This is a genomic window from Pelomonas lactea (assembly GCF_043555885.1).
Taxonomy (GTDB): Bacteria; Pseudomonadota; Gammaproteobacteria; order Burkholderiales; family Burkholderiaceae_C; genus Pelomonas; species Pelomonas lactea.
Genome location: NZ_JBIGHX010000002.1, coordinates 195,195 through 217,472, shown reverse-complemented (window position 1 = coordinate 217,472; position 22,278 = coordinate 195,195). Strand labels below are relative to the sequence as shown.

Below are 22,278 nucleotides of genomic sequence, written 5' to 3'. Positions count from 1 at the left end.
CGCGTGTCCGGCTGACGTCAGCGGGCCGTGGCAAGCTGTCGGGCTATGCGCTGGGCTTTCATCACCGATATTCACGCCAACCGACAGGCCTTCGAGGCCGTCCTCGCCGACGCCCGCGCCCAGGGGGCGACCCGCATCGCGCTGCTGGGCGACTTCGTCGGCTACGGCGCCGACCCGGCCTGGGTCATGGCGCAGGTCATGGCGCTGGCCGCCGACGGCGCCATCGCCATCCAGGGCAACCACGACGAGGCCGTCGCCCACGGCAGCACGCCCGGCATGCACCCCGACGCCCGCGCCGTCATCGACTGGACGCGTGCCCAGCTCAGCGAAGACCAGCTGCGCTTCCTCGCCCGGCTGCCGCTGCAGGCGCACGGCGAGCCGGGCAACTGCCTGTTCGTGCACGCCAACGCCTTCCAGCCCAACGGCTGGGAGTACGTGCAGGGCCGCGCCGAGGCCGTCAAGAGCCTGCACGCCAGCAGCGCCCGCATCCAGGTCTGCGGCCACATGCACGAGCCCATGCTGTACCACCTGTCCGGCACCGGCAAGGCGGGCGACTTCCGGCCGCTGGCCGGCGTGCCCATGCCGCTGCCGGGCCATCGCCAGTGGCTGGCCATCCCCGGCTCCTGCGGCCAGCCGCGCGACGGCAACCCGGCGGCCTGCTACGCGCTGCTGGACCCGGCCAAGAGCGACCTCGACGACGCCCGCATCACCTTCCAGCGCGTGGCCTACGACGTGGAGGCCGCCTGCAACGCGCTGCGCGCCACCGACCTGCCGACACCGATCGTTGAACGTCTGGCCCGCCGCCTGACGCTGGGCGAATGAGCACCGCCCCCACCCCGGCACCGCCGGCCCCGCTGGAGGCCGGCCAGGTGCTGGACGGCTTCCGGCTGGAGGAGCGGCTGCACCAGGGTGGCATGGCCAACCTGTGGCGCGTGTCGCGCGTGGACGGCAGCGTCGACGACGGCCACGAGCTGCTGATGAAGGTGCCGCGCATCAAGGGCGGCGAGGACCCGGCCACCATCGTCGGCTTCGAGGTCGAGCAGATGCTGATGCCGCAGCTCAGCGGCCCGCATGTGCCGCGCTTCGTCGCCCGCGGCGACTGGACGCGCCAGGCCTTCATCGTCATGGAGCGCATCCCCGGCGACACGCTGCGCCCGCGGCTGGACGACGCGCCGCTGCCGCCCGAGGAGGTCGCCGACATCGGCGCCCGCGTGGCCACCGCGCTGGCCGCGCTGCACCGCCAGCATGTGGTGCACCTGGACGTGAAGCCCAGCAACATCATGTTCCGCCCGGACGGCACGGCCGTGCTGGTGGACTTCGGCCTGAGCCGCCACGAGCAGCTGCCCGACCTGCTGGAAGAAGAGTTCACGCTGCCCATGGGCACCGGGCCCTACATGAGCCCGGAGCAGGTGCAGTTCGTGCGCAGCGACCCGCGCAGCGACCTGTTCGCCTTGGGCGTCATGCTGTACCACCTGGCCACCGGCGAGCGGCCGTTCGGCCAGCCGAACTCGGTGCGCGGCCTGCGCCGCCGGCTCTACGTGGAGCCAGTGCCGCCGCGCGCCATCCGGCCCGAGCTGCCGCCGTGGCTGCAGGAGATCATCCTGCGCTGCCTGGAGGTGAAGCCCGAGAAGCGTTACCAGAGCGCGGCCCAACTGGCGCTGGACCTGCGCGAGCCCGGCGGCGTGGCGCTCACCGCCCGCGCCGAAAAGCTGCAGGCCAGCGGCGCGATGCGGCGGCTCAAGCGCTGGTTCTTCGCACTGGGCGCCGAGCCGGCGCCGGTGCCGGCCGTGGCCGAGCAGCTGGCGCGCAGCCCCATCATCATGGCCGCCGTCGAGATCGACCGCGGCACCAACGAGCTGCGCGCGCAGCTGTGCGAGACCGTGCGCCGCATCGTGCAGACCGAGGCCGGCGCGCGGCTGGCCTGCGTGTCGGTGATGAAGATCAACCGCATCGGCCTCGACGAGCTGACCGACCAGCACGGCCAGAGCCTGCATGTGAAGCACCTCATCGCGCTCAAGCACTGGGCGCGCCCCATCAGCAAGGCGCTGAACCTGGCCGACGGCCGGCTGACCTTCCACGTGCTGGAGGCGCCCGACGTGGCCGGCGCGCTGGTGGACTTCGCGCGCCGCAACGGCGTGGACCACATCGTCATGGGCGCCCGCGGCGCGTCGGCCATCCGGCGCTACCTGGGCAGCGTGTCGGGCGAGGTGGTGGCGGAGTCCGACTGCACGGTCACAGTCGTGCGCGAGCCGGCCAGCGGCAGCTGAAAACCCGGGTGCACAACCACCGGCTGCGCGCCCTCTTGAAACCTCGCGAGGCGCTCCTACTTCGGCGCTGATGCCCGCGGCAGCGCGGGCATCCCGACTTGAAAGGAGGCTCGCATGTACTCGTCACTCTGGACTTTTCCTTCCGGCTTCTTCTCCGACTTCGACCGCCTGCAGCGCGAGTTCGATGACAGCTTCGGCGGCTTCGGCGCGCCGTCCAGCATCCGCTCGACCGCGCCCGGCGCCTTCCCGGCCATCAACGTCGGCAACACGCCGACCAGCGTGGAGATCTATGCCTTCGCGCCCGGCCTGGACGCCGCCAGGCTCGACGTGACCGTGGACCGCGGCGTGCTGACCATCGCCGGCGAACGCACCGCGGAGCCGCAGGACGACAACGCGCGCACCTACAGCCGCGAGCGCTTCAGCGGCAGCTTCCGCCGCGCCGTCAACCTGCCCGACGACGCCGACGCGTCGCAGATCCATGCCAGCTACCGCGACGGCATCCTGCGCATCAGCATCGCCCGCCAGGCCGAGGCCCAGCCCCGGCGCATCGCCATCCAGTAACCGCCTGCCCAGGAGTTCCGACATGAGCACCACTGCTGTTCAGACCGACACCGGCCGCGACCGCAACGCGGCCCGCACGAGCGCCGACGGCGACGCCCGGCGCGCCCTCACGCCACGCGTGGACGTGCGCGAGGACGACACCGGCATCACGCTGCTGGCCGACCTGCCCGGCGTGGCGCGCGACCAGCTGGACCTGCAGGTCGAGGGCGACACGCTGCACATCGAGGGCAGCGTGGACGCCACCGCACCGGGTGGGCTGGAGCCGGTCTACGCCGAAGTCCGCCTGCCGCGCTACCGCCGCTCCTTCACGCTGAGCCGCGAGCTGGACGCCTCGCGCATCGAGGCGCAGCTCAAGGACGGCGTGCTGCGGCTGCGCATCCCCAAGCAGGCCCATGCCCAGCCGCGGCGCATCCCGGTAAACGCGGGCTGACATCCCGCGTCACGTCGACACTCACAGGCCCGGGTAATTCGGGTCGGCCGCCGGCGCAGCGCGCTTCTTGCGTGTCGACACGATCTGCGTGTGAACCGTCACCGCGCTGCCGCTGGCTGCAACCTGCACCAGCGTGGGCGTGCCGTCGACAAGCTGGTCCGGGTGCCAGATGCGCACGCGCGCCGGCCCTTCCGGCACGCCCTGAAGCTGGGCGCGGCCGTCGTCGCCGCCCAGCCGGGCCCAGGGCGTGTCGGCCACGTACACATGGCCGCGCATGGAGCCATGGATGTGGCAGCCCAGCAGGTAGGCGCCCGGCAGCGTCAGCACCTTGCTGTCGGTGGCCGGCGGCTTGCTGCCGACGCGGCCGGCCAGACGGAACTGCGTGTTCTGGCCCGGGTCCACGTAGACGCCGCCGGCGCCCATGACGCCCAGGATGACGTGGTGATCCCAGCTGTCCAGGTTGCTGAAGCTGACCTTGGCGCCCAGGCCCACGACGGTGACGGCCGGCACGAAGCGCAGCTTCTCCTGCGCGATGCCGGCCTCCAGCACCGGCGCGGGCCGCGGCCCCTGAACGCTGCTGTCCACGAGGACGACGGCATCGGGCAGCGGCTTGCCGTTGCGGTCCATCACGGTGACGGTGAGATCGGCGGCCTGCGCCGTGGCGGCGGCAAGCAGCAGGGCGACGGTGGAGGCGATGGTGCGCATGGCGGCAGTTTCACCCGCTGCCTACACTGGCGCGATGAGTAGCAACCCCTGTCTGAGCTGCGGCGCCTGCTGCGCGAGTTTCCGCGTCGACTTCGACCGCAGTGAGCTGGAAAGCGAGGGCGGCCGCGTGCCCGACGGACTGGCGGTGGAGTTGACCGGCCGCCTGATGCGGCTGCGCGGCACCGACCATGCGCAGCCGCGCTGCGCGGCGCTCAGCGGCAAGGTGGGCGAGCGGGCCAGCTGCGGCATCCACGAGTGGCGGCCGTCACCGTGCCGGGAGTTCGGCGAGCGCGCACCCATGGGCATCGGCGACGACGCCTGCGCCCGAGCCCGCGCCCGGCACGGGCTGCCGCCAATCTAACCCGCGGCGCGCGCCGCTAGGTGCCGGCCCGGTTCATCAGCGGCTCGCGGCGGCGCTGCTGCCGCTGCTGCTCCTGCTGCTGCTCACGCAGTTCGTTGAGCCAGGCCAGCTTGGCGCTGTACATCTGGCGGTCGTGCGAGGTGGCACTGTTCTCCAGCGCCTTGCTGATCTCGCCGCGTGCGCCGGGCAGGTCGCCCAGGCCGTAGCTGGCCAGGCCCAGCCAGAAGTGGAACTCCGGCACGTAGGCAGCGCGGGCCACCTCCTTGCGGAACAGCGAACGTGCGGTGGCGAACTCGCCGGCCTTCATGGCCGCCACGCCCTCGTCGAAGAACTTGTAGGGCGGCACCGGCTGCACCTGCGCCAGCTGGTTGACGTAGCTCTGCGCTTCCTCGCGGCGGCCCAGATCGCTGAGCACCAGCACGAGGTTGGACATGGCCTGCACGTTCAGCGGCTCGCGCTCCAGCACCAGGCGCAGCGTGTTCTCGGCGGGGCCGTACAGCCCCTTGCGCCGGTACAGCACGGCCAGCGTGTTGTAGGCGGCCAGCCAGCGCGAGTCGGTCAGGATGGCCGCGCGCGCCCACCAGTAGGCGTCATCCACCTTGTCCTGCAGCAGCGCCTCGGCGGCGCGGTTGTTCTGGAACATCGCCAGGATGGTGCTCTCGTCGATGACGCGGGCACGGTGGCGGCGCACCTGGTCGGGCGGCAGGAAGTCGATGGTGAGCATCTCCGGGTCGCCGTAGACCGTCATGCGCTGCAGCGAGGTCTGAGGCCGCCCCAGACTGATGTTGACGTGGCCGGCAACGAAGAAGATGCCGTTGTTGCGCGTCCAGTTCTCTTCGAGGTAGACGCTGTTGAAGCGCACCGGCAGCTTCAGGTGGCGGGCGAAGGCGGCGGTCATCATGACCAGCGACATGCAGTTGCCGCGCCGCGCGTCGAAGGCCTCGGCCGCGGTGCGGGTGATCTCGCTGTCGTAGTCCAGCTGCAGCCGGCCCTTGGTGTAGAGCGCGTCGATGAGGCCGTCGCGCACGCCCTTGGCGCGGATCTCCTGCGCCATCTCGTTCTCGGCGAAGCGCTGCATCGCCGGGCTGAGCCGCATCGCCTCGGCGGCATCCATGGCGACGCTGGGCGGCCGGAAGGCGGCGTCCAGGAAGACATCGGTGCGCGGCGGCGCGGTCGGCTCGACGGCACAGCCGCTCAGGGCGGCGCTGCCGGCCACGGCCAGCAGCACGATGAGGGCACGGATCAGCATGGCGGTCTCCTCGCTTGTCAAGGCCAGTCGTGCGCTGGCCCTGCAACCAGCTTAGTCCCGCCACGCCCTCCTGTCTCCAGTCACATCACCCAGGTCAGGGCAGGACAAACACCACCGCCGAGCGCCCCGGCAGCGTGAAGCGGCCGGTGGCGCTGTCAAAGCTGGCGCCGGTGGCGACGCGCTGGTCGGCCGCGCCGGCAGCCTTGTGCACCGGGTGCAGCTGCAGCGCCTGGCCCACCTCGCCGGGCACGGTCAGCTTCTGCGTGGTCTTGTCGACGTTGAACAGGTAGACGATGCGCTTGAAGCCCGCGCCCGCGTAGCCGTTGCCGTCCAGCGTGGCGGCCAGCACCACCGGGTTCTGGCCCGAGCCGGTGTTCAGGAACTTCAGGCGCGCCTTGATGTCGTCGGCCGTGCGCAGGCGGAACAGCGTGGAGCTGGCGCGGATCTTCAGCACGTCGCGGAAGGCGTCGCGCATCCACGCGATGTCGCCCGGCGCCGGCTTGATGGCGGCGTTGGCCAGGAAGGGCTTGAGCAGCGCCCAGTCCGCGCTGTTGTCCGCCGCCCGCGGCGCGCCGGTGCCGAAGTAGTTGTCCTGGTAGCTCCAGTCCAGCCGGTTGAACCAGTCGCCGCTGTCGTAGCTGTTCTTGTCCAGGCTCTTGCTGCGCAGCACGTCGGTGCCGGCGTGGAAGTAGGCCACGCCCTGGCTGAACGCGTTGACCGCGTTGGCCAGCAGTTGCACGCGGGCGCGGTCCTCGCGGCTGGTGGTGGTGGGCAGGCGCAGCGCCAGCACGTCGAACAGCGTCAGGTTGTCGTGGTTCTCCACGTAGTTGACGACCTCGTCCGGCTGCGTGCTCCAGCCGATGCTGTTGCCCAGGCTCTCGGCCGTGACGGTGGCGTCCCAGTGCGTCGTGAAGGTGTAGCTGCGCAGGCTGCCGGCCAGGCTGGCCTTGAGCTGGTCACCCAGCCACATCAGGTCGGTCTTGCTGCGCGTGCCGGCGGACGGGTTGGGGTCGTAGAACAGGCCGCTGACGAAGCCCTGGTTGCTGACGAGCGCGCTGCCGCTGTCGCAGCAGCCACCGCCGCGCACGGCGTCGCGGATGATGGGGTTGAAGCTGCCGATGCCCGAGCCGTTCAGGCTGTACAGCGTGGCCTGCACGAAGCGGGCGCCGTCGGTCACCTCGCCGAAGTTCCAGCCCTCGCCGATCAGCTGGATGTCGCGGCCCAGCGTGGTCTTCAGGCGGGTCTTCATCGCCTCCATGATTGCGCGCGGCTGGTGGCCCATGATGTCGAAGCGGAAGGAGTCGATCTTGTAGTCGCGCGCCCACTGCAGCACGGAGTCGCTCATGAGTTTGCCCATCATGAGGTGCTCGGTGGCGGTGTTGTCGCAGCAAGTGGAGGTCTCGACGCGGCCGCTGGCGTTCAGGCGGTGGTAGTAGCCCGGCACGATGCGGTCCAGCACCGACTTCTCGTTCTGGCCCGAGGCCGTGGTGTGGTTGTAGACCACGTCCATGCCCACGCGCAGGCCGGCGTTCTTCAGGCCCATCACCATCTGGCGGAACTCGACGATGCGCTTGGCGCCGTCGGCCGCGTCGGACGCGTAGCTGCCCTCGGGGGCGTTGTAGTGGTAGGGGTCGTAGCCCCAGTTGAAGCAGTCGGTGCCGGCCGTGGCGGACACCGCGGCCTGCTGGGTCTCGGCATCGGCGGCGCCGGCCGGCATCGGCGTGGTGCAGCCGCTCTCCGGCACCGAGGCCAGGTCGAACGTGGGCAGCAGGTGCACGTCGGTCAGGCCGGCGTCGGCCAGCGCCTTCAGGTGCTTCATGCCGTTGGAGCCCGTCTCGGTGAAGGCCAGGTACTTGCCGCGGTTGGCGGCCGTCACGGTGGCGTCGTTGGCCGAGAAGTCACGGATGTGCAGCTCGTAGATGGCCATGTCGGTCTGCGCGGCCACCTTGGTGGACGCGGCCAGCGCCTCCCAGCCCGCGGGCTTGAGGTTGGCGGCGCCCAGGTCGGCGATGTAGCTGCGCTTGGAGTCGGTCGTCAGGCTGATGGCATAGGGGTCGGTGACGAGGTTGCGCACCACGCCCACGCCGCGCACGAACACCTCGACGGCGAAACGGTAGTACTTGCCGGACAGGTCGCCCGGCTTGCTGACGCTCCACACGCCGGTGGCGGCGTCGAAGGCCAGCGCGTCCACGGTCTTGGCCTCGCCGGTGCCCGTGTCGTAGGTGAAGACGGAGACCTTCTGCGCCGTCGGCGCCCACAGCTTGAATGTGGTCTGGCCGCCGGCGATCTTCACGCCCAGGTCGTTGACGTTGGCGGCCGCAGCGTAGAGGTCGTCCAGCGCGCCGGGGGTCTGGGCGCTGGTGGCGTTCTGCACGTTGCCGGCGCTGTCTTCCTGCACCAGCAGCAGCTGCTTCTTGTGCAGCTCGCCCAGCTGGGCCAGGTCCGCCGCCTTCACGCCCAGCACGACGCCAGCGCCGATGAACTTGAAGCGCGTCGCCACGGCCGTGGGCAGGCTGCCGGTGAAGCGCTCCAGCGTCAGCGCACCGTCGGCGCCGGCGACCTTGCCGTCCTTGACCGCGGTGATCTGCGCGGTGGCCGAGTGGTAGAGCTTGAACGCGCCGCTGCCGTCCACCTGCGGCCACTGCAGCAGCTGCTTGGTCAGCCAGTAAGCCTTGGCATCGGTCGTGGAGACGCTGCGCGTGTCCGGCGCGGCCGGGTAGACCTGCGGGTCGCCCTGCACCAGCCACACCTCGGCCACCTGGCCCTTGATCGTGAACGCACCGAAGTCCACGCGGATGTTGTCGGCCCGGCCATCCTTGTTGGCCTGGTTGGGCGACATGCCGTGGATGATGAACTCCAGCGACTTGCGCGCGCTGTTGTCCTTGGGGTTGAGCACCGGGATGTCGAACACCACCTCGCCGGCATTCACCGCGGCGTAGCCGGGCATCTTGCTCAGCGCGACCGGGTTGTTCCAGTCGTCGATGGCGACGCCGGCGGGCACGCGAGCCGTGTCCAGGCCGCTGCTGCCCCACAGGTGCAGGCCCCAGCCGGCGAAGTCGCCGTCGAAGCGCTTGTAGTGCACGCGCACGGTCGTCACGTCCGGTGCCGCGCTGCCCAGCGGGTTGGCGGTGTAGGTCGTGCTGTCGCCCTCGACGCGCCAGATCTCGTTGACGCCGGCCTTGAGCACATAGCTCTGGTCGGCGCCGCCGTGATCCTTGGTGTCACCCTTGTGGAACAGATAGCCCACCGAACCCGTCTGCGCGGCCAGCGGCACGTTGTAGACCACGCCGAAGGCGTCGGTGCTGTCGGCGTTGCGGCCGGCGTTCCAGTCCACCGACGCTGCCGCGCCCCAGTGGTGCAGCTGCCAGCCGGTGTAGTCGCCAGCGGTGCGGCGGTAGTGGACGGTCAGCGTCGTCGGGGCGCCGCCGGTGGGCGCGCTCGCGGCGGGATTGGCGGCCTGGGCGCTCAGCACCTTCTGGAAGGCGGTGTCGTTGCCGATGTCCAGCCCCGCGGGCGGCGTGGGCACGGGGTCGGGCGCCGGGGTCGCGCCACCGCCGCCTCCACCGCCGCCGCAGGCCGTCAGGGCCAGGGCCACGAACAGGGTCCAGATGCTGTGTCTCAGGGATCTCATGGTGTCTCCGGGTGGCGCACTGCCCGCGAGTGCCGCGGCGCCATCACTTTTATACAAAGAAGCAAAACTACATTTTTCGCTTGAATTCTCGGGAATTCTCGCAAGGGCCGCGCATTCCCTCACGGCAAACCGCCGAAGTCCACCGGGATTCCACCAACTTCTGTTTGTAGTTTTACTTCAATAGCATTCGCCAACTTCGAAGGAGACAAGGCCATGGAGACTTGGGCGGTAGCTTTCGCGCGGCGTGCGCGACGGGTGGTCGGCGCGGCGGCGCTGGGCTTGATGGGGCTGCTGTCCGCCTGCGGAGGCGGCGCCGACGCGCCTTCGCCCGAACCGACGCGCAGCGTCAGCGCCGCGGCGGACGAGACCGGCGTGGAGCTGCTGGCCGGCGTGCCGGCCGCGCAGACGCCGCGCGCCCGCATCGCCGCGGTGGCCACGCCCGAAGCGCCGGCCACGTCGCTGCGCGTGCACTACCGCCGCGCCGATGGCAACCACACCGGCTGGCAGATCCACACCTGGAACGCGGCCCAGAGCCCGAACTGGAGCGCCGGCTGGAACGCCGCCGGCAGCGACGACTACGGCGTCTGGTACGACGTGCCGCTGGCCGCCACCAGCGGCACCGTCGGCTTCCTGCTGCACAACGGCGACAACAAGGACAACGGCGGCACCGACCAGAGCTACGTGCTGCAGGCCGGCGCCAACGAGATCTGGCGCCTGCAGAACGACAGCACCAACTACACCAGCAACCCGCTGCTGCTGGCCGCGCCGGACATCAAGACCGTGCGCGTGCACTACAAGCGCTTCGACGGCGGCTACAGCGCCTGGGGCCTGCACCTGTGGAACGGCAGCGGGCTGGACGCCGCCGCGCTGCCTGCCGGCACGGCCATCGACAACTGGGGCCAGCCGGTGCCGCTCAGCGCCATGCCCGGCTACGCCGCGGGCGACGGCGAGGTCGTCTTCGACATCCCGGTGCTGAACCCGCAGGGCGACGCCAACCGCAAGGGGCTGGAGTTCATCATCCACGGCCTGGCCCCCAACCAGAACGACAAGGACGGCCGCGACAACAACATCCGCGTCGAGTACGGCGCGCTGGCCATCCAGAACCAGGTGGGCCATGTCTGGCTCGTGGAGCGCGACGCCACGGTCTACACCGCCACGCCCGACCTGCGCCAGGTGTCCAGCACCGACGCCCGCGCCGTGTGGCTGAACAAGTCGCTCGTGAAGTGGCCACGCCTGGCCACCAGCGCGCCGGTGCGCCTGTACCACTCGGCCACCGGCCAGATCAACGTCATCGCTGGCGCCACCGTGCAGGGCGCGGACGGCTACATCACGCTGGACGCCTTCACCGGCACCGTGCCCGCGGCCGATGCGCTGCGCTTCAAGTACGTCGGCAGCGGCGCCGTCTTCAGCGTGCGCAGCGCCGACCTGGCCCGCCTGCCCGCGCTGCACCAGCAGCAGCTCGTGCTGGTGCAGGAAGACGCCGCCGGCAAGGTGCAGAACGCGACGACGGCACAGATCGCCGGCGCGCTGGACGACCTCTACGCCGCCGCTGCCAACGTGCCCGACCTGGGCGCCGTGGCCAGCAACGGCAACACCCGCTTCAAGCTGTGGGCGCCGACCGCGCAGAACGTGTCGCTGGTGCTGACGCAGGCGCTGGGCAGCTCCGGCCTCACCCGCACCACCACCGAGCTCATGGCCCGCGACGCCGCCACCGGCGTGTGGAGCCTCACCAAGCCCGGCCATCTGCAGGGCGCCACCTACCGCTACCAGGTGCAGGTGTTCGTGCGCGGCGTGGGCCTGGTGAAGAACCTCGTCACCGACCCCTACTCGCTGGGCCTGACGCTGGGCGGCCAGCAGAGCGTCGTCATGGACCTGCAGGCGCAGGCCACCAAGCCCATAGGCTGGGACCAGAGCGCCCCGCCCGCCACCGTCAACGCGCCGTCCGACCTCAGCATCTACGAACTGCACGTGCGCGACTTCTCCATCAACGACGCGACCGTGCCGGCCGCGCAGCGCGGCAAGTACCTGGCCTTCACGCAGCCGCAGTCAAACGGCATGAAGCACCTGAAGGCGCTGGCCGACGCCGGCCTGACCGACGTGCACCTGCTGCCGGTGTTCGACATCGCCAGCGTCAACGAGAAGGGCTGCACGACACCCTCGCCCGCCGGCGCGCCGGACAGCGACGCGCAGCAGGCCACGGTCGCCGCCACCGCCGGCACCGACTGCTTCAACTGGGGCTACGACCCGCACCATTTCACGACGCCCGACGGCAGCTACGCCAGCAACGCGGCCGACCCGCTGGCCCGCGTCGTCGAGTTCCGCCGCATGGTGCAGGCGCTGAACGCGGCCGGCCTGCGCGTGGGCATGGACGTGGTGTTCAACCACACCACGTCATCGGGCCAGCACGCGACGTCGGTGCTCGACAAGGTCGTGCCGGGCTACTACTTCCGCTACAACGCGACGGGCGGCATCGAGCGCTCCACCTGCTGCGAGAACACCGCGGCCGAGAACCTGATGATGGCCAAGCTGATGATCGACTCGGCCGTCACCTGGGTGCGCGACTACCGCATCAGCTCGCTGCGCTTCGACATCATGGGCCACCACCCGCGCTCGGTCATCGAGGCGCTGAAGGCCCGCGTGCAGGCCGCCGCTGGGCGCCAAGTGCAGATCGTCGGCGAGGGCTGGAACTTCGGCGAGGTCGCCAACGGCGCACGCTTCGTGCAGGCCGAGATGCTGAGCCTGAACGGCTCGGGCATCGGCAGCTTCAACCCGCTGATCCGCGACGCGGTGCGCGGCGGCGGCTGCTGCGACAGCGGCAATGCCGTCGTCGCCAACCAGGGCTATGTCAACGGCTTCTTCTACGACCCCAACGCCGCCGCCAGCGGCCAGACCCGCGGCGAGCTGATGTGGCAGGCCGACCGGATCAAGGCGTCGCTGGCCGGCTCCATCCGCAGCTTCCAGATGCAGACGAGCTGGGACGCCACGCTGCGGCTGGACCAGATCGACGTCGGCGGCATCCCCGCCGGCTGGGTGCTGGAGCCTGGCGAGGTCGTCAACTACGTGGAGAACCACGACAACCTGACGCTGTTCGACAACAACGCCTTCCGCCTGCCCACCGGCACCAGCAAGGAAGACCGCGCCCGCGTGCAGATCCTGGCCAACGCCATCAATGCCTTCAGCCAGGGCGTGGCCTATTTCCACGCCGGCACCGACACGCTGCGCAGCAAGAGCCTGGACAAGAACAGCTACGACAGCGGCGACTGGTTCAACCGGCTGGACTGGAGCTACCAGGACAACAACTTCGGCGTCGGCCTGCCGCCGTCGCGCGACAACGCCGACAACTGGGCGCTGGCCCGCCCGCTGCTGGCCAACCCGCTCATCAAGCCGCACGCCAACGACATCGCGTGGACCCGCGACGCCTTCCGCGACCTGCTGAAGATCCGCAAGAGCACGACGCTGCTGCGGCTGCGCACCGCCGAGGACATCAAGGCGCGGCTGACGTTCCTGAACACCGGCTCGGCGCAGGAGCCCACCGTGCTGGTGGGCCGTGTGAACGGTGTGGGCTACCCCGGCGCCAACTTCGACGAGCTGGTCTACCTCATCAACGTCGACAAGACCGCCAAGACGCTGACGCTGCCCACGCTGGCCGGCCACGCGCTGGAACTGCACCCGGCCCACACGGCCGACCAGCGCGCCCGCGCCGCCACCTTCGACCGCGCGACCGGCACCGTCAACGTGCCGGCCCGCACGGCCGTCGTCTTCGTCGCCCGCCCCGCCGCCAACTGAGAACTCCCACCATGAACAAGCCACTTCACCGCCTGGCCGCCACGGCCGCCCTCGCCTGCGCCGGGCTGCTGGCCGGCACCTCCGCCCACGCGGCCGACGTCGCCGTGGACGTGACCGGCATCAACAGCTTCGAGCAGGTCGGCGATCCCGCCAACACGGTGCTGTTCGTCAACATCGGCGCCAACGCGCTGGTGACCTGGCTGAGCTGGAACGTCACGCTGCAGGCGTTTGCGCCCAGCAGCGTCGACGAAATGCAGGTCAGCCTGGGCAGCGGCGCCAGCCAGTTGGACATCCCGCTGACGGCATTCAGCAGCTTCACCGGCACGGCCTACACCGGCACGCTGGACCTGACCGGCCTGGGTGTGGGCGCCGGCGCAGACGGCCAACTGCGCATCGAGTTCAGCGAGACCTTCAAGGACCGCGTCGGCGCCGCCGACGGCCAGTGGCTGTCGGGCCGGCTGACGCTGGGCGTCAGCCCGGTGCCGGAGCCGGCAAGCGCGCTGCTGGCGGTGGCCGGGCTGGCCCTGCTGGCGGGAGCACGCGGGCGCCGCGCCCTCTGAGCATCAGCCGGTCCACCGCCCCTGTCAGGGTGTCGGTGTGTGACACACCGCTTCGATGTTGTGCCCGTCCGGGTCGAGGACGAATGCCGCGTAGTAGTGAGCGTGGTACTTCGGGCGAAGCCCAGGGGCGCCGTGATCCTTGCCGCCTGCGGCCAGCGCTGCGTTGTAGAAGGCATCGACTTCTTGTCGAGTGGCTGCGACAAAGGCGATGTGCATCGGAGCCGGCGTGCCCCGCGCCTGGAACAGGCATAGCGAGGCGTTGTTGCGGCCGCATATCTCGATGCCATAGGAGGGATCCCCCTCGCCTCCCGCGGTCACACCAAGCGGCGCCAGCGCCTTCAGGTAGAACGCCTTGCTGGCTGCATAGTTGCTGACGCCAAACTTCACGTGATCAAACATGGGGGACGGTCGTAGACGCGGGCGATTGCGAGGCCCGACGAATGAAGGGGACTTGCCCGCCCGAATCAGCAGCGAGCCACAGGGAGCTGACATGGCGGCAAGGGCAGCCCCTCCTCCACGCCTTCGGAAGGAGAAGCCATGACCATTTTGTGCGTGGACCTGGATCTCGCCAACAGCGTGTTTGCCCGGCAAGGCGTCAGCGAGGCCGGCAAGATCGCGTCGGTGCGGCCGGCCACGCCGCGAGACCCGCTGCACGAGCTGCACCCACAGCCTGCCGCCGGGCGTCATCGGCCTTGAGGCTTGATCCAGCGCCCATCACCGGGCGCGGCTGCGCCAGGCCTTCGCCCACACCGTGCGGGTGCAGCGGCGGCTGGCCTGCGCGGCGCGACCGCAGGGTGGCGTTCACTGCCGCACGAACACCACCGCACTGCGCGCCGGCACCTCGAAACGGCCGGCCGCAAACCGCGCCTCGCGCTTCACCCGGTCGTCTGCGCCCTCGCGCTGCACCGGATGCAGCACCCACTTCGCGCCGCTCTCCTCGGGCAGCGCCAGCACCTGCGCCGTCGGCGCCACGTTGATGAGCGTCATCACGGCCTGGGGGCCGCCCAGGCCGCGGCCATCGATGCGCGTGGCCACCAGCACCGGGTTCTGGCCCGGGCCGCTGCCGGGGAAGCTGACGCGCTTGCCCACCTCCGCCGCGCTGCGCAGCCGCAGCGCAGGCGTCGTCGCGCGGATCTTCAGCAGATCGCGGAACACGTCGCGCGCCCAGGCGATGTCGGCCGGCGATGGCGCGATGGCGTCGCGCATCGCCAGCCGTTCGCGCGCCAGCGCCCAGTCGCGGCCGTCGGCGCCGACGTTGTCCTGCTTGGGCGGCAGGCCGGTGCCGAAGTGGTTGGCCTGGTAACTCCAGTCCAGCCGGTTGAACCAGTCGCCGCTGTCGTAGCTGTTGCGGTCCAGGCTCTTGCTGCGCAGGATGTCCTGCCCCGCGTGGAAATAGGCCACGCCCTGGCTGAAGGCCACCAACGCGGCGCCCAGCATCTGCACGCGGGCGCGGTCCTCGCGGCTCGTGGCCAGCGGCAGCTTCAGCGTGTTGACGTCGAACAGCGTCTGGTTGTCGTGGTTCTCCACGTAGTTGACGACCTCGCCGGGCTCGCTGGCGAAACCGGCCGGCTGGTCGCCGCCGTAGGGCATGGCGTCCAGGCGCCTGGTGGCGCCGCGCCAGGTCGTCAGCTCGACGCTGCGCAACGAGCCGGCCAGGCCCACGCGGATCATGTCGGCCGCGTCCAGCAGCGCCTCGGGCTTCGCCGGCGTGGCCGCGGCCAGCGCGTTGGGCGCGTAGACCAGGCCGTTGAGCCAGCCCTGGTTGCGCACGCTGGCGTCTCCGCCCTCGCCCGCGCCGCCGCCGCGGGCCGCGTCGCGCATGCGGTCGCTGAAGGCGCCGATGCCGCTGCCGTTCAGGCTCAGCTGCGAGGCCTGCACGAAGCGCGCGCCGTTGGCCACCTCGCCGAAGTTCCAGCCCTCGCCCAGCAGTTGCACCGGCCGGCCGGCCTCGGCGTCCACGCGCCGCTGCAGCCGCTCCATCGCTTCACGCGGCTGGTGGCCCATGAGGTCGAAGCGCATCGAGTCGATGCGGTACTCGCGCACCCACAGCGCCGCCGAGTCGATCATCAGCTTGGCCATCATGCGGTGCTCGGTGGCCGTGTTGTCGCAGCAGGTCGAGCGCTCGATGTCGCCGGCGGCGTTGAGCCGGTGGTAGTAGCCGGGCACGAGGCGGTCCAGCACCGACTTCGGCGCCTGGCCGGCCGCGGCCATGTGGTTGTAGACCATGTCCATGCCCACACGCAGCCCGGCCGCGTGCAGGGCCATCACCATCGCGCGGAACTCGACGACCCGCCGCAGCGGATCGGTTGCGTAGCTCCCCTCCGGCGCATTGAAGTGCCAGGGGTCATAGCCCCAGTTGAAGCAGTCGTCGGCGGCGTGTGCCATCACGGCGGCCTGCTGCGCGTCGCTGTCAGGCGCGGCATCGGGCACCACGGGTGTCTTGCAGCCGCGCTCGGGCACGCTGGCGAGGTCGAACACCGGCAGCAGGTGCACGTCCGTCAGGCCGGCCTTCGCGAGCGCCTTCAGGTGCCGCATGCCCTGGGACTGCGCCTCGGTGAAGGCCAGGTACTTGCCGCGCCACGCGGGGCGCACGCTCGCGTCGGTCAGCGAAAAATCGCGCACGTGCAGCTCGTAGATGAGCTGGTCGGTCGCGGCCTTCACGCGGCCGGGCGCGCGGGCCTTGTCCCAGCCGGGCGGCTTCAGCGCGGGCGACGCGAGGTTGGCGACGATGGTGCGCTGCGAGTCTGCCGTCAGCGCCACCGAGTACGGGTCGGTGACGAGGTTGCGCTGCAGCCCGTGCGTGGGCGTGACGACGTCCACCAGGTAGCGATATGCCTGGCCGCCCAGGTCCCCGGGCAGTGTGGCGCGCCAGACGCCGGTGGCCGCGTCGAACGTCATCGCGTCCACGGCCGCCGCGGGCGCGTCCGGGCCGGCGTAGCGGCACAGCTGCACCCGCTGCGCGGTGGGCGCCCAGACGGCGAAGGTGGTGCGCGCCTTTGCCGGGTGCGCGCCGAGGTCGGTCACGCGCTCGGCGGCGGCGTAGAGGTCATCCAGCGCGCCGGGCAGCTGCACGCCGGTGGCGGCGATGACGCGGCCATCCGCCGCCTCATGCACCAGCAGCAGCTGCGAGCGCAGCAGCGCCGCGACGTCGGCCCCGGCGGCGTCGAAGCGCGGCCCGTCGCCGATGAAGCGGAAGCGCGCCGGCAACGGCGCCGCACTCGGCCGCAGCGCGACGGCACCGTCGCCGCCGGTCACCACCTCGCCCGGCAGCGCCCGCAGCCCGGCCGCGCGGGCGTGATGCAGCCGCACCTGCTCGCCGGGCTGCAGCACCAGCCCCGGCCACTGCAGCGTGCGCGCGTCCAGCCAGTAGGCCTGGGCCGCCGGCCGGGCGGCGGGCGATGGCGCCGGCACCGGGGCATTGCAGTCGTCCAGGTCCGCGGCGCGGGCGGCCGAGGCCGCCAGCATCAGGCCCAGCAGCGCGAGCAGCGTGCGGCGAGTCATTCAAGTCTCCTTTGTTTAAGTGCATGGTAGCAAAACTACATTTACAGAAATCCAATCGGAACTCCCTCATGAAGACCGCTATGCTTCGCGCCAACTAGACGAGTAGTTTGATTACATGACTCGCATTGGAGACAAGATTTCGCAGACGGGCGCGGGCCTGGCGCTGAGCCTGCTCGCGGCCTGCGGCGGGGGCAGCGGCGGGGGCAGCGGCGGGGGCAGCGGCGGGGGCAGCGGCGGCATGGCCGCACCGGCGCCCGCGCCGGCCGCGCTGCCGACGCCGGACGTCAGCGCCGTCGCCGCGGCAGACCCCGGCAGTGCACTGCCCGAGGGCTGGCAGCGTGGCGCGTTCATGCAGATCTTCGTGCGCAGCTACCAGGACAGCGACGGCGACGGCATCGGCGACCTGCGCGGCCTGACCCGCCGGCTGGACTATCTGCGCGACCTGGGCGTCAGCGGCATCTGGCTGATGCCCATCACCAAGAGCCAGGACGGCGACCACGGCTACGCGGTGACGGACTACCGCGACATCGAACCCGCCTACGGCCGCCTGGCCGACCTGGACGAGCTGCTGAAGCAGGCCCACGCGCGCGGCATCGGCGTCATCCTCGACCACGTCATCAACCACAGCGCGGCGCGGCATCCGCTGTTCGTCAACGCCAGCAGTGCGCCCGGCAACGCCTGGCGCGACTGGTATGTGTGGCAAGACCCGGCCCCGGTCTGGTCGGTCTGGGGCGGCAACCCGTGGCGCGCCACGGTCAACGGCGCCTACTACGCGCTGTTCTGGGACCAGATGCCCGACTTCAACCTCAAGAAGCCCGAGGTCGTCGAGTTCCACAAGAACGCGCTGCGCTTCTGGCTGAACCGCGGCGTGGACGGCTTCCGGTTCGACGCCGTCGGCACGCTGATCGAGAACGGCCCCACCGCCGCGCTGGACCAGCCGCGCAACTACACGCTGATGAACGAGATGCGCCAGCTGCTGGACGGCTACGCGCACCGGCACATGGTGTGCGAAGGCCCCGACGACCCGCGCGGCTACGGTGCGGCGAGCGCCTGCGGCAGCGCGTTCGCGTTCGACCTCAGCGCCACGCTGATCGCGTCGGCCCGCGGCGACGCAGCCGCCGTCGCCCGGCTGGCCGCGTACTTCCAGACCGCGCCGGCCGGCATGGCGCCCTTCCTGAGCAACCACGACGGTTTCGCCGGCCTGCGCCCGGCCGACCAGCTGGGCGGCGACTTGGCCCGCCTCAAGCTCGCCGCCAGCGCCTACCTGCTGCTGCCCGGCACGCCGTTCATCTACTACGGCGAGGAAATCGGCCTGCGCACGGCCCTGGCGCTGGGCGGTGACGCCGCGCTGCGCACGCCGATGGCCTGGAGCGACGCCCCCAACGCCGGCTTCACGACCGGCACGCCCTACCGCCCGCTGGGCCCCAACGCCGCGGCGTCCCACGTCGCCGCTCAGCAGGCCGACCCGGACTCCCTGCTGCAGCACTACCGCACGCTGATCGCGCTGCGCCGCGCCGTCGTGCCGCTGCGCGACGGCGACTACGCCCACGCCACCACCAGCGGTGCGCTGCTGAGCTACCAGCGCCGCACTGCCGGCGCAGCCGCCACGGTCGCCATCAACTTCGGCGGCACGATGGCCGAGGCCGTCTTGACGGGGCTGCCCGCCCACGCGACGCTGCAGGCCGCCTACCCGGCCGGCGCCGCGCCCCTCACCAGCGACGCAGCCGGCCAGGCCCGCGTCACCGTTCCCGCGCAATCGCTGCGCGTCTACACCCACCCACGATGAACGCCCGCCCCAAGCACCTGCTGCTCACCCTCGCGCTGGCCGCCGCCGCCGCGCAGGCCCAGATCGACACCCGCCCGGTGCCCGCCCAGCCGCGCGCCAGCACGCTGCCCGCGAACTGGCAGCACGGCGTGTTCATGGAAATCTTCGTGCGCGGCTACCAGGACAGCAACGGCGACGGCATCGGCGACCTGAAGGGCCTCACGAAGCGGCTGGACTACCTGAAGCAGCTCGGCGTCAGCGGCCTGTGGCTGATGCCCATCACCGCCAGCGCCGACCACGACCACGGCTACGCGACCACCGACTACCGCGACATCGAGCCGCAGTACGGCACGCTGGCCGATTTCGACGAGCTGATCCGCGAGGCTCACAAGCGCGGCATCGGCATCGTGATGGACTACGTCATCAACCATGCCTCGCACGAGTTCCCGCCCTTCCAGGCCGCCGTCAAGGACCGCGCCAGCCCGTGGCGCGGCTGGTTCGTCTGGAACCCCGACCCCGGCCCCGGCTGGGACATCTGGGGCAAGCTGCCCTGGTACGACGCCAGCACCCAGCCCTGGACCTTCACCGGCGCACTGAAGGACATGCCGCCGCTGAAGCCCGGCTCGCCGGACATCTACTTCGGCACCTTCGGCCCGCAGATGCCGGACTTCAACATGCGCAACCCCGACGTGGTGGCGTACCACGAGGACTCGCTGCGCTTCTGGCTCAACCGCGGGCTGGACGGCTACCGGCTCGACGCCGTGCCGCACTTCATCGAGAACAGCGCCAAGGACTGGAACGACCAGCCCGAAAGCCGCGCGCTGACCAAGCGCTTCCAGGACCTCATCAAGAGCTACCCCGGCCGCTACGTCGTCTGCGAGGCCACGGCCGAGCCCATCGCCTACGGCAAGCCCGAGCTGTGCGGCGGCGCGTTCGCGTTCAACCAGAACTACGAGATCGTCAAGGCCGCCAAGGGCGAGCCGGCCGCCGTGCAGAAGATGGCCGACTACTACCGCACGATGGCGCCGACGATGGCCACCTTCCTGCACAACCACGACATCTTCACCGGCCGCCGGCTGTGGGAGCAGTTGCACGGCGACGAAGCCCGCTACCGGCTGGCCGCCGCCAGCTACCTGCTGCTGCCGGGCACGCCCTTCGTCTACTACGGCGAGGAGATCGGCCTGGCCGGCATCGACGGCAAGAACGCCGATGACGACGCGCCGCTGCGCGCACCGATGAGCTGGACACCCGCCGGCGGCTTCAGCACCAGCAACCAGCCCTACCGCCCGCTGTCGCTGAACCGCAGCCGCCACAACGCCGAGAGCCAGCAGCGCGACCCCGGCTCGCTGTTCAACTTCTACCGCGAGCTCATCGCGCTGCGCCGCGCGTCGCCCGCGCTGACGGTTGGCCGCTACGAGGCGGACCGCGTCGACGGCCTGGTGTGGCGCTTCGAGCGCGTGCACGGCAAAGAGCGCGTGCTCGTGGCCATCAACTACGGCGACACGCCCGCCACGCTGGACCTGCCGGCCCGCGCCCGCCCCCTGCTCCCCAAGACGGCTGCGCCACGCGCAACGCTGCCGCCTCTGTCCGTGCGCGTGTACCAGCTGGACGCGCCATGAAGCCCCTGATCACCCTAGCCACCACCCTGCTGATGAGCCTGAGCACCGCGGCCGCCCCCGGCCAACCCACCGCCGCCCCCCGAGTCGAGCCGCCCAACTGGTGGGTGGGCATGCGCGACACCTCGCTGCAACTGATGATCCACGGCGCCGGCATCGCCGATGCGCAGCCCGCGCTGGCGCCCTACCCCGGCGTCACTCTGAAGGCCAGCCACCGCACCACCAGCCCCAACTACCTGTTCGTCGACCTCGACGTCGCGCCCAGCGCCCAGCCCGGCGAGCTGACGCTGACCGTGGCCGGCCGCACGCTGCGCTACCCGCTGCTGGCGCGCGCACCGGGCTCGGCCGAGCGTCAGGGCTTCGGGCCCAAGGACGCCATCTACCTCGTCGTGCCCGACCGCTTCGCGCAGGCCGGCCAGTTCGGCCGCGCCGGCATGCTGGAAGGCACCGACCGCGCCGACCCCGGCGGCCGCCACGGCGGCGACCTGGCCGGCATGCGCAAGCACCTGGGCTACATCGCCGGCCTGGGTTTCACGCAGGTGTGGCCCACGCCGCTGGTGGAGAACAACAGCGCCAAGTACAGCTACCACGGCTACGCGGCGACCGACTTCTACAAGATCGATCCGCGCTTCGGCAGCAACGACGACTTCGGCGCCTTCACGGCCGAGGCCCGCGCCCAGGGCGTGGGCGTCATCCAGGACATCGTGCTCAACCACATCGGCGCCGGCCACTGGTGGATGGCCGACCTGCCGGCGCCGGACTGGGTCAATGCCTGGCCAGCCTACACAGAAACCCACCACGCCCGCATGACGCTGCAGGACCCGTACGCGTCGGCGAACGACCGCAAGCGCTTCACCGACGGCTGGTTCGTGCCCGGCATGCCCGACCTGAACCAGCGCCGCCCCGAACTGGCGACCTACCTGACGCAGATGACGCTGTGGTGGATCGAGCGCTACGGGCTGTCGGGCATCCGCACCGACACCTGGTCCTACTCCGACCGCGACTTCCTGACGCGCTGGTCCGCCCGCGTCATGCAGGAGTACCCGCGGCTGAACATCGTCGGCGAGGAATGGAGCCCGCATCCGGCCGTCGTGTCCTACTGGCAGCGCGGCAAGAAGAACCATGACGGCTACGTGTCGCACGCGCCCAGCATGATGGACTTCCCGATGCAGTCCAACCTGCTGGCCGCGCTGCTGGAGGACGACGGCGCGCACACCGGCCTGACCAAGCTGTACGAAGGCCTGGCGCACGACTTCGTCTATCCCGACCCGGCCAATCTCGTGCTGTTCGACGGCAACCACGACACGCCGCGCATCCACTCACTGCTCCGGCACGACGTGGGCCTCACGAAGATCGCACTGGCCTACCTGGCCACCACGCGCCGCATCCCGCAGCTGTTCTACGGCAGCGAGCTGCTGATGAGGAGCCCCACCGAGCGCGACGACGGCCGCGTGCGCAGCGACATGCCCGGCGGCTGGGCGGGCGACCGCGTCAACGCCTTCACCGGCGCCGGCCTCACGCCCGAGCAGCGCGACATGCTGGAATGGACGCGCCGCCTGTTCACCTGGCGCAAGGGCGCGACCGTCATCCACGACGGCGCGCTGATGCAGTTCGCGCCGCTGGAAGGCGTGTACGTATTCTTCCGCCACGACGCCGCCCGCACCGTGATGGTGGTGTTGAACAAGAACGCCAAGCCAGTGGAACTGGCGCTGGGCCGCTTCGCGGAGCGTGTGTCGGCGGGCCAGAAGGCACGGGATGTGCTGACCGGCGCGACGGCGACGCTGGGCAGCAGCGTCAAGGTGCCGGCACGCGGGGCGCTGATCCTGGAGATCGAGCGCTGAGGGGG

Annotated in this window: 16 protein-coding genes; 11 read left to right on the top strand and 5 right to left on the bottom strand. The window is 70.9% G+C overall.

Annotation, left to right across the window (positions count from 1 at the left end; translation table 11 throughout):
* The first annotated feature begins 45 nt into the window (after positions 1 to 45).
* The 4 genes from ACG04Q_RS05310 to ACG04Q_RS05295 all read left to right on the top strand — a co-directional run bounded on the left by ACG04Q_RS05310 (position 46) and on the right by ACG04Q_RS05295 (position 3,258).
* Entirely contained in the window at positions 46 to 822 is a 777-nt protein-coding gene (locus ACG04Q_RS05310) for a metallophosphoesterase family protein (RefSeq protein WP_394509833.1), read from the top strand.
* Positions 819 to 2,267: a protein kinase domain-containing protein gene (locus ACG04Q_RS05305; RefSeq protein WP_394509832.1), complete on the top strand. Its 1,449-nt coding sequence runs from the start codon at positions 819 to 821 to the stop codon at positions 2,265 to 2,267. The genes ACG04Q_RS05310 and ACG04Q_RS05305 overlap by 4 nt, the downstream gene beginning before the upstream one ends.
* Positions 2,268 to 2,381: 114 nt before the next feature.
* Positions 2,382 to 2,828, top strand: coding sequence for an Hsp20/alpha crystallin family protein (locus ACG04Q_RS05300; RefSeq protein WP_394509831.1), 447 nt, complete (start codon positions 2,382 to 2,384; stop codon positions 2,826 to 2,828).
* Positions 2,829 to 2,850: 22 nt separating this feature from the next.
* Positions 2,851 to 3,258 (top strand): Hsp20/alpha crystallin family protein, encoded by a 408-nt coding sequence (locus ACG04Q_RS05295; protein ID WP_394509830.1) that lies wholly within the window; start codon positions 2,851 to 2,853, stop codon positions 3,256 to 3,258.
* A gap of 21 nt (positions 3,259 to 3,279) precedes the next feature.
* Here the strand turns inward: ACG04Q_RS05295 and ACG04Q_RS05290 are convergent, their stop codons facing one another.
* Positions 3,280 to 3,963 (bottom strand): cupredoxin domain-containing protein, encoded by a 684-nt coding sequence (locus tag ACG04Q_RS05290; protein ID WP_394509829.1) that lies wholly within the window; start codon positions 3,961 to 3,963, stop codon positions 3,280 to 3,282.
* Positions 3,964 to 3,997: 34 nt separating this feature from the next.
* Here ACG04Q_RS05290 and ACG04Q_RS05285 point away from each other — a divergent pair, with 34 nt between their 5' ends.
* Positions 3,998 to 4,324 carry a YkgJ family cysteine cluster protein gene (locus ACG04Q_RS05285; RefSeq protein WP_394509828.1) on the top strand — a complete coding sequence of 109 codons (327 nt, stop codon included), beginning with the start codon at positions 3,998 to 4,000 and terminating at the stop codon, positions 4,322 to 4,324.
* Positions 4,325 to 4,340: 16 nt separating this feature from the next.
* On the opposite strand, the gene ACG04Q_RS05280 is transcribed toward ACG04Q_RS05285, so the two are convergent.
* Complete coding sequence (locus tag ACG04Q_RS05280) at positions 4,341 to 5,573, bottom strand: tetratricopeptide repeat protein (protein WP_394509827.1); 1,233 nt, start codon at positions 5,571 to 5,573, stop codon at positions 4,341 to 4,343.
* A gap of 94 nt (positions 5,574 to 5,667) precedes the next feature.
* Positions 5,668 to 9,204, bottom strand: coding sequence for an alpha-1,6-glucosidase domain-containing protein (locus ACG04Q_RS05275; RefSeq protein ID WP_394509826.1), 3,537 nt, complete (start codon positions 9,202 to 9,204; stop codon positions 5,668 to 5,670).
* Between the two features lie 213 nt (positions 9,205 to 9,417).
* Between ACG04Q_RS05275 and ACG04Q_RS05270 the strand changes: the two genes are divergently transcribed.
* The gene (locus tag ACG04Q_RS05270; protein ID WP_394509825.1) at positions 9,418 to 12,990 is read left to right on the top strand and encodes an alpha-1,6-glucosidase domain-containing protein; all 3,573 of its coding nucleotides are present in this window, start codon (positions 9,418 to 9,420) and stop codon (positions 12,988 to 12,990) included.
* Positions 12,991 to 13,001: 11 nt separating this feature from the next.
* Positions 13,002 to 13,550, top strand: a complete 549-nt coding sequence (locus ACG04Q_RS05265; protein WP_394509824.1) for a PEP-CTERM sorting domain-containing protein — start codon at positions 13,002 to 13,004, stop codon at positions 13,548 to 13,550.
* A gap of 24 nt (positions 13,551 to 13,574) precedes the next feature.
* On the opposite strand, the gene ACG04Q_RS05260 is transcribed toward ACG04Q_RS05265, so the two are convergent.
* Entirely contained in the window at positions 13,575 to 13,949 is a 375-nt protein-coding gene (locus ACG04Q_RS05260) for a VOC family protein (protein ID WP_394509823.1), read from the bottom strand.
* Positions 13,950 to 14,087: 138 nt separating this feature from the next.
* Between ACG04Q_RS05260 and ACG04Q_RS05255 the strand changes: the two genes are divergently transcribed.
* On the top strand, positions 14,088 to 14,246 hold the full coding sequence (locus ACG04Q_RS05255) for a hypothetical protein (protein ID WP_394509822.1): 159 nt from the start codon (positions 14,088 to 14,090) through the stop codon (positions 14,244 to 14,246).
* Positions 14,247 to 14,351: 105 nt separating this feature from the next.
* On the opposite strand, the gene ACG04Q_RS05250 is transcribed toward ACG04Q_RS05255, so the two are convergent.
* Positions 14,352 to 17,051: an alpha-1,6-glucosidase domain-containing protein gene (locus ACG04Q_RS05250; RefSeq protein ID WP_394509821.1), complete on the bottom strand. Its 2,700-nt coding sequence runs from the start codon at positions 17,049 to 17,051 to the stop codon at positions 14,352 to 14,354.
* 115 nt (positions 17,052 to 17,166) lie between these two features.
* Here ACG04Q_RS05250 and ACG04Q_RS05245 point away from each other — a divergent pair, with 115 nt between their 5' ends.
* The 3 genes from ACG04Q_RS05245 to ACG04Q_RS05235 are packed head-to-tail and all read left to right on the top strand — an operon-like array spanning position 17,167 to position 22,273.
* Positions 17,167 to 18,837, top strand: a complete 1,671-nt coding sequence (locus ACG04Q_RS05245) for an alpha-amylase family glycosyl hydrolase (protein WP_394509820.1) — start codon at positions 17,167 to 17,169, stop codon at positions 18,835 to 18,837.
* Positions 18,834 to 20,435: an alpha-amylase family glycosyl hydrolase gene (locus ACG04Q_RS05240; protein ID WP_394509819.1), complete on the top strand. Its 1,602-nt coding sequence runs from the start codon at positions 18,834 to 18,836 to the stop codon at positions 20,433 to 20,435. The genes ACG04Q_RS05245 and ACG04Q_RS05240 overlap by 4 nt, the downstream gene beginning before the upstream one ends.
* Positions 20,432 to 22,273 carry a glycoside hydrolase family 13 protein gene (locus ACG04Q_RS05235; RefSeq protein ID WP_394509818.1) on the top strand — a complete coding sequence of 614 codons (1,842 nt, stop codon included), beginning with the start codon at positions 20,432 to 20,434 and terminating at the stop codon, positions 22,271 to 22,273. The genes ACG04Q_RS05240 and ACG04Q_RS05235 overlap by 4 nt, the downstream gene beginning before the upstream one ends.
* Positions 22,274 to 22,278: the final 5 nt, after the last annotated feature.

Bases quoted from the DNA above. Each gene is read 5' to 3' on its own strand.
- ACG04Q_RS05310 (WP_394509833.1), top strand. From the start codon at position 46: ATGCGCTGGGCTTTCATCACCGATATTCACGCCAACCGACAGGCCTTC.
- ACG04Q_RS05305 (WP_394509832.1), top strand. From the start codon at position 819: ATGAGCACCGCCCCCACCCCGGCACCGCCGGCCCCGCTGGAGGCCGGC.
- ACG04Q_RS05300 (WP_394509831.1), top strand. From the start codon at position 2,382: ATGTACTCGTCACTCTGGACTTTTCCTTCCGGCTTCTTCTCCGACTTC.
- ACG04Q_RS05295 (WP_394509830.1), top strand. From the start codon at position 2,851: ATGAGCACCACTGCTGTTCAGACCGACACCGGCCGCGACCGCAACGCG.
- ACG04Q_RS05290 (WP_394509829.1), bottom strand. From the start codon at position 3,963: ATGCGCACCATCGCCTCCACCGTCGCCCTGCTGCTTGCCGCCGCCACG.
- ACG04Q_RS05285 (WP_394509828.1), top strand. From the start codon at position 3,998: ATGAGTAGCAACCCCTGTCTGAGCTGCGGCGCCTGCTGCGCGAGTTTC.
- ACG04Q_RS05280 (WP_394509827.1), bottom strand. From the start codon at position 5,573: ATGCTGATCCGTGCCCTCATCGTGCTGCTGGCCGTGGCCGGCAGCGCC.
- ACG04Q_RS05275 (WP_394509826.1), bottom strand. From the start codon at position 9,204: ATGAGATCCCTGAGACACAGCATCTGGACCCTGTTCGTGGCCCTGGCC.
- ACG04Q_RS05270 (WP_394509825.1), top strand. From the start codon at position 9,418: ATGGAGACTTGGGCGGTAGCTTTCGCGCGGCGTGCGCGACGGGTGGTC.
- ACG04Q_RS05265 (WP_394509824.1), top strand. From the start codon at position 13,002: ATGAACAAGCCACTTCACCGCCTGGCCGCCACGGCCGCCCTCGCCTGC.
- ACG04Q_RS05260 (WP_394509823.1), bottom strand. From the start codon at position 13,949: ATGTTTGATCACGTGAAGTTTGGCGTCAGCAACTATGCAGCCAGCAAG.
- ACG04Q_RS05255 (WP_394509822.1), top strand. From the start codon at position 14,088: ATGACCATTTTGTGCGTGGACCTGGATCTCGCCAACAGCGTGTTTGCC.
- ACG04Q_RS05250 (WP_394509821.1), bottom strand. From the start codon at position 17,051: ATGACTCGCCGCACGCTGCTCGCGCTGCTGGGCCTGATGCTGGCGGCC.
- ACG04Q_RS05245 (WP_394509820.1), top strand. From the start codon at position 17,167: ATGACTCGCATTGGAGACAAGATTTCGCAGACGGGCGCGGGCCTGGCG.
- ACG04Q_RS05240 (WP_394509819.1), top strand. From the start codon at position 18,834: ATGAACGCCCGCCCCAAGCACCTGCTGCTCACCCTCGCGCTGGCCGCC.
- ACG04Q_RS05235 (WP_394509818.1), top strand. From the start codon at position 20,432: ATGAAGCCCCTGATCACCCTAGCCACCACCCTGCTGATGAGCCTGAGC.